We start from the raw sequence: 5,865 nt of genomic DNA, 5'->3' as shown, positions 1-5,865 counted from the left end.
CGCGATCGCGACGCCGGCCGCGCAGTCGGTCGTCGCCGCGACGAAGAGCGTGCCGGTCGTCTACTCGGGCGTGACCGACCCGGTCGCCGCGCAGCTCGTGAAGGGCTGGGGCCCGTCGGGCACCAACGTGACGGGCGTGTCCGACAAGCTGCCGCTCGATCGCCAGGTCGCGCTGATCAAGCGCGTCGTGCCGAATGCGAAGACGGTCGGCATGGTCTACAACCCGGGCGAGGCGAATTCGGTCGTCGTCGTGAAGGAGCTCAAGGAGATCCTCGCGAAGCAGGGGATGACGCTGAAGGAAGCGGCCGCGCCGCGTACCGTCGACATCGGCCCGGCCGCGAAGAGCCTGATCGGCAAGGTCGACGTGATCTACACGAACACCGACAACAACGTCGTGTCCGCGTACGAAGCGCTCGTGAAGGTCGCGAACGAAGCGAAGATCCCGCTCGTCGCGGGCGATACCGACAGCGTGAAGCGCGGCGGCATCGCGGCGCTCGGCATCAACTACGGCGACCTCGGCCGGCAGACCGGCAAGGTCGTCGCGCGCATCCTGAAGGGCGAGAAGCCGGGCGCGATCGCGTCGGAGACGAGCAGCAACCTCGAGCTGTTCGTCAATACGGGCGCGGCCGCGAAGCAGGGTGTCACGCTGTCGCCGGATCTCGTGAAGGAAGCGAAGACGGTCATCAAGTAAGCCGCGGCCCGACGCCGCGCTGGCAGGCCCGATCCGGGCCTCGACGACATCGCCGGACGGGCGGCCTCCACCCGGGGCCGCCCGTTCGCTTCGCCCGGCCGTACACGTCCGGCCGGGAAGCAACAGGATTTCCCCATCATGTCTCTGTTCTCGTTTCTGGGCGCACTGGAGATCGGCCTGATCTTCAGCCTCGTCGCCCTCGGGGTGCTGATCTCGTTTCGCATCCTCAACTTCCCCGACCTCACCGTCGACGGCAGCTTTCCGCTCGGCGGCGCCGTCGCCGCGACGCTGATCTCGGCTGGCCATGACCCATTCACGTCGACCGTGATCGCGATCGTCGCGGGCGCGCTGGCTGGCTTCGTCACCGGCTGGCTGAACGTGCGCCTGAAGATCATGGATCTGCTCGCCAGTATCCTGATGATGATCGCGCTCTACTCGGTGAACCTGCGGATCATGGGCCGGCCGAACGTGCCGCTGATCACCGAGCCGACGCTCTTCACCGTGCTGCAGCCCGACTGGATGCCCGATTACGTGCTGCGCCCGGCGCTGCTCGCGATCGTCGTCGTGGTCGCGAAGCTCGGCCTCGACTGGTTCTTCTCGTCGCAGCTCGGCCTCGCGATGCGCGCGACCGGCGCGAACCCGCGGATGGCGCGGGCGCAAGGCATCGCGACCGGCCGCGCGACGCTCGCCGGGATGGCGTTGTCGAACGCGCTCGTCGCGCTCGCGGGTGCCCTGTTCGCGCAGACGCAGGGCGGCTCGGACATCTCGATGGGGATCGGCACGATCGTGATCGGGCTGGCCGCGGTGATCATCGGCGAGACGCTGCTGCCCGCGCGCCGGCTCGTGCTGACGACGCTCGCCGTCGTGCTTGGCGCGATCGTCTACCGCTTCTTCATCGCGCTCGCGCTGAACAGCGAATTCATCGGCCTGAAGGCGCAGGACCTGAACCTCGTGACGGCCGCGCTCGTCACGATCGCGCTGGTGCTGCCGGCGACGCGCAAGAAGCTGTTCGCGCGCAAGAACGGAGGGGCCTGACATGCTGTCCGCACACGATCTCAAACTCACGTTCAATCCCGGCACGCCGATCGAGACGCGCGCGCTGCGCGGGCTGTCGCTCGAGATTCCCGACGGCCAGTTCGTCGCGGTGATCGGCTCGAACGGCGCCGGCAAGTCGACCTTCCTCAATGCGGTCAGCGGCGACCAGCGCGTCGATGCGGGACGCATCGCGATCGACGGCACGGACGTCACGCGCAAGGCCGCGTGGGATCGCGCGCACCTCGTCGCGCGCGTGTTCCAGGACCCGATGGCCGGCACCTGCGAGGCGCTGACGATCGAGGAGAACATGGCGCTCGCGATGGCGCGCGGCGCGCGGCGCGGCTTCCGGGCCGCGCTCGACCGGCCGTCGCGCGAGCTGTTCCGCGACAAGCTGCGGCTGCTGAACCTCGGGCTGGAAAACCGGCTGACCGACCGGATCGGGCTGCTGTCGGGCGGCCAGCGGCAGGCGGTGAGCCTGCTGATGGCGTCGCTGCGGCCGTCGCGGATCCTGCTGCTCGACGAGCACACGGCCGCGCTCGACCCGAAGACGGCCGCGTTCGTGCTGGAGCTGACCGCGCGCATCGTCGCCGAGAGCAAGCTGACGACGATGATGGTCACGCACAGCATGCGGCAGGCGCTCGACTACGGCGACCGCACGGTGATGCTGCACCAGGGGCAGGTCGTGCTCGACGTGTCGGGCGAGGCGCGTCGCGGGCTCGACGTGCCGGACCTGCTGCAGATGTTCGAGAAGGTGCGGCACGAGCAGCTCGACGACGACGCGCTGCTGCTCGGCTGACGGGCGGCCGGTGCGGTGCGGGGTGCTGCATCGTGCCGGTTCTCCGGCGGGTTGGCGTGCCGGCCCGGCCGGGCGACACGATCCGGGCACGCCCGCTCCGGCGCGGCGTAACATGACGGCCACGCCGGCTTTCCCGTCGTTTTTCTTCTGACGAAAACCGGTTTTACACCGGTGCTGTGCGGCGCGGACGCATTGCCATATACTGTATATCCATACAGTTGTGGGTGGCGTCATGCTCGCATCCTCCATTGCTCCCGAATCCCTTCATCCGTCCCTTTGGCGCGGCTCGCAGCTCGCGCGCGGCGGTCCGCGCACGATCGACACGGGCTTCGCGCCGCTGTCGGCCGAGCTGCCGGGTGGCGGCTGGCCGGTCGGCGGCCTCGTCGAACTGCTGGCCGCGCAGCCGGGCGGCGGCGAGATGCGGCTGCTCGCGCCCGCGCTCGCCCGCAGCGTCAGCGCGCGGCGGCCGCTCGCGCTCGTCGCGCCGCCGCAGTCGCCGCATGCCACCGCGCTCGCCAGTCTCGGCGTGCCGGCCGATACGCTGCTGTGGCTGCGCGCCGGTAGCCGCACCGATGCGCTGTGGGCCGCCGAGCAGGCGCTCAAGACCGGCTGTTGCGGCGCGCTGCTGCTCTGGCAGGACGCGCGCCCCGATGCGCTGCGGCGCCTGCATCTCGCGGCCGCGCGCACCGGCGACACGCTGTTCGTGATGCTGCGTCCGCTGTCGGCCGCGCGGCAGCCGTCGCCGGCCGTGCTGCGCGTCGCGCTGTATCCGGTGCCGGGCGGCGTGTCGCTCGACATCGTCAAGCGTCGCGGGCCCGCGCGCAGCGAGCCGCTCGTGCTCGATTTGCCGTCGCCCATCGTGGAGAGCCGCTATGCGCGTCTTGCTCGGCATCCATCTGCCGCGCCTGCCGCTCGACGTGTGCGCCCCGCCGCCGTCTGACGCGGCGGCCGGCGAGGCCAGCGAGGCAGGCTGCGCGGTGCTCGAGCAGGGTGTCGTGCTGATCGCCGATGCGGCCGCGCGCCGGCAGGGCGTGCGCGCGGGCATGAAGCGCGGCGGCGTGCTCACGCTCGCGCCGGACACGCTGCTCGTCGAGCGCGATCCCGCCCGCGAAGCCGATGCGCTGCGCGCGGTCGCGCTCGCGTTGCTGCGCTTCTCGCCGTGCGTCGCGCTCGGCGACGAAGCCACGCTGATCGTCGACGTCGGTCCGAGCCTGCGGCTGTTCGGCGGGCTGCCGTCGCTGTGCCGCCAGGTGCGCGCGACGCTCGCGGCGCTCGGCTACGCGGCGCGCCTGGCCGCCGCGCCGACCGGGTGCGGCGCGTGGCTGCTCGCGCGCACGTCGGCGCGGGCACGCATCCGGCGCCGCGTCGCGCGCCAGGGCTCGCTCGTCCGCACGCTCGACCGGTTGCCGTGCGTGCTGCTGCCCGATGCGCGTCCGTATGCGGGCTGGTTCGACGGCCTCGGCTGCCGCACGCTCGCCGATCTGCGCCGGCTGCCGCGCGCGGGGCTGCAGCGGCGCTGCGGTCCCGCGCTGCTGGCCGCGCTCGATCGGGCGTACGGCGAAGCGGTCGAGCCGCTCGCATGGATGGCGGTGCCGCCCGTGTTCGACGTGCGGCTCGAATTGCCGGAGCGCGTCGAATACGCGGAAGCCGTGCTGTTCGCCGCGCGGCGGCTCGTCGTGCAGCTGTGCGGCTGGCTGGCCGCGCGGCAACTGTCGCTGGCCGCGATGACCTTCGATCTCGAGCACGAGCGCGGCCGCCAGGCCGTGCCGCCGACCCCGCTCGAGCTCGCGTTCGCCGCGCCCGTGCGCGACGAAGCGCATTTCATGCGGCTGCTGGGCGAGCGGCTCGCGCGCGTCGAGTTGCCGGCCGCGGTGATCGCGGTGCGGTTGAAGGCCACGCGCGTCGAATCGGTCGCGCCGCCGGCCGACGATCTTTTTCCCGAGCCGGGCGGTACGCGCGAGACGCGCGAGCGGTTGTTCGAACTGCTGGTCGCACGGCTGGGCGCGGACAACGTGCTGCGCGCGGCGCCTGTCGCCGATTACCGGCCCGAAGCCGCGAACCGTTGGCTACCGCTCGATGCGCAGGCCGGCAAGCCCGCTGCTGTTTCACCCGCCGCGCCGCCGCGTCCCGCGTGGCTGCTGGCCGAGCCGCTGCCGTTGCTGATGCGCGGCGAGCGGCCGGTATTTCATACGCCGCTCCGGATGATGTCGTCGGCCGAGCGGATCGAAGCCGGGTGGTTCGACGGGCAACTCGCTGCACGCGATTACCACGTCGCGCAGGATGAAGAGGGCGCGTGCTATTGGGTGTTCAGGGAGCGGACGAGCAGTCAGGCTGCGCCGCGCTGGTTCCTGCACGGCCTGTTCGGGTGAACGAAGATGGTTGCGGAATTCAGCTTGCTGCCCGATTACGCGGAGTTGTTCTGCCGCTCGAATTTTTCGTTCCTGCATGGCGCATCGCATGCGGAAGAACTGGTCGAGCGCGCCGACGAACTCGGCTATCGCGGGATCGCGATCACCGACGAATGCTCGCTCGCCGGCGCGCCGCGCATGCATGTCGCCGCTAAAGAGAAAGGGCTGCCGCTCGTCATCGGTTCGTATTTCGACGTCACGCCGGATGAAGTCGCACCCGGCCACGACCCGGGCCCCGGTGCGTTCGGGCTCGTGTTGCTCGCGCAGAACCGCGAAGGGTACGGCAATCTGTCCGAGCTGATTTCATGGCGGCGGATGGAGGCTCCGAAGGGGACGTACAAGCTGACGTCGCGGGTGCTGTCGGCGCCGCCAGCGAAGTTTGCACACCTGCGCGGGATGCCCGACTGCTTCGCGATTCTCGTGCCGACGTATCCGGTGCGGGCGGACGTGCTCGATGCGCAGGTCGCGTGGTTTCGCGCGACGTTCGGCGAGCGTGCGCGGCTCGGGCTCGTGCAGTTGCAGCGCGCGCTCGACGGCGTGCAGCGCGACGAGATTCGTGCGGCCGGCAAACGGCGCGGCGTGCGACTCGTCGCGCTCGGCGACGTGACGATGCACGTGCGCTCGTGCAAGCCGCTGCAGGACGTGATGACGGCGATTCGTGTCGGGATGCCGGTGGCCGAGTGCGGCTATGCGCTCGCGCCGAATGCGGAGCAGCATTTGCGTTCGCGCGGGCGGATCGCGAAGTTGTTTTCGGCGGAAGAGATTGGCGAAACCTGCGCGATTCTAGACGCGTGCGATTTCGATCTCGGCAAGCTGCGCTACGAGTATCCCGACGAGATCGTGCCGAAGGGACTCACGCCGACGCGCTATCTGGAACAGGAAACCTTCGCGGGCGCGGCCGATCGTTATCCGAACGGCATTCCGGAGAAGGTCGA

The 5,865-nt window shown here is 70.5% G+C and carries 6 protein-coding genes; all 6 read left to right on the top strand.

What is annotated here, in order from left to right; translation table 11 throughout:
• Nucleotides 1–691: ABC transporter substrate-binding protein (locus tag JMF90_RS21000; protein WP_201325390.1), on the top strand; the 691-nt coding region annotated here is incomplete at its 5' end.
• Nucleotides 692–829: 138 nt separating this feature from the next.
• Nucleotides 830–1,726 (top strand): ABC transporter permease, encoded by an 897-nt coding sequence (locus JMF90_RS20995; protein ID WP_011546267.1) that lies wholly within the window; start codon nt 830–832, stop codon nt 1,724–1,726.
• A gap of 1 nt (nt 1,727) precedes the next feature.
• On the top strand, nt 1,728–2,522 hold the full coding sequence (locus JMF90_RS20990) for an ABC transporter ATP-binding protein (protein WP_027805337.1): 795 nt from the start codon (nt 1,728–1,730) through the stop codon (nt 2,520–2,522).
• Nucleotides 2,523–2,754: 232 nt separating this feature from the next.
• A complete protein-coding gene (gene imuA, locus JMF90_RS20985; protein ID WP_175682884.1) occupies nt 2,755–3,462 on the top strand; it encodes a translesion DNA synthesis-associated protein ImuA in 708 nt (235 codons plus the stop codon).
• Entirely contained in the window at nt 3,395–4,891 is a 1,497-nt protein-coding gene (locus tag JMF90_RS20980; protein WP_201325389.1) for a DNA polymerase Y family protein, read from the top strand. Before imuA ends, JMF90_RS20980 begins: the two co-directional genes overlap by 68 nt.
• 6 nt (nt 4,892–4,897) lie before the next feature.
• The coding region (locus tag JMF90_RS20975; RefSeq protein WP_201325388.1) for a PHP domain-containing protein at nt 4,898–5,865 on the top strand (968 nt) is incomplete at its 3' end.

The sequence above is a fragment of the Burkholderia sp. E168m23 genome (genome assembly GCF_016586125.1).
Lineage (GTDB): Bacteria > Pseudomonadota > Gammaproteobacteria > Burkholderiales > Burkholderiaceae > Burkholderia > Burkholderia orbicola.
This window is presented reverse-complemented; position numbering and strand designations above follow the sequence as displayed.

What these genes read in the sequence shown, in the direction of transcription:
- JMF90_RS20995 (WP_011546267.1), top strand. Translation starts at nt 830, where the DNA reads ATGTCTCTGTTCTCGTTTCTGGGCGCACTGGAGATCGGCCTGATCTTC.
- JMF90_RS20990 (WP_027805337.1), top strand. Translation starts at nt 1,728, where the DNA reads ATGCTGTCCGCACACGATCTCAAACTCACGTTCAATCCCGGCACGCCG.
- imuA (WP_175682884.1), top strand. Translation starts at nt 2,755, where the DNA reads ATGCTCGCATCCTCCATTGCTCCCGAATCCCTTCATCCGTCCCTTTGG.
- JMF90_RS20980 (WP_201325389.1), top strand. Translation starts at nt 3,395, where the DNA reads ATGCGCGTCTTGCTCGGCATCCATCTGCCGCGCCTGCCGCTCGACGTG.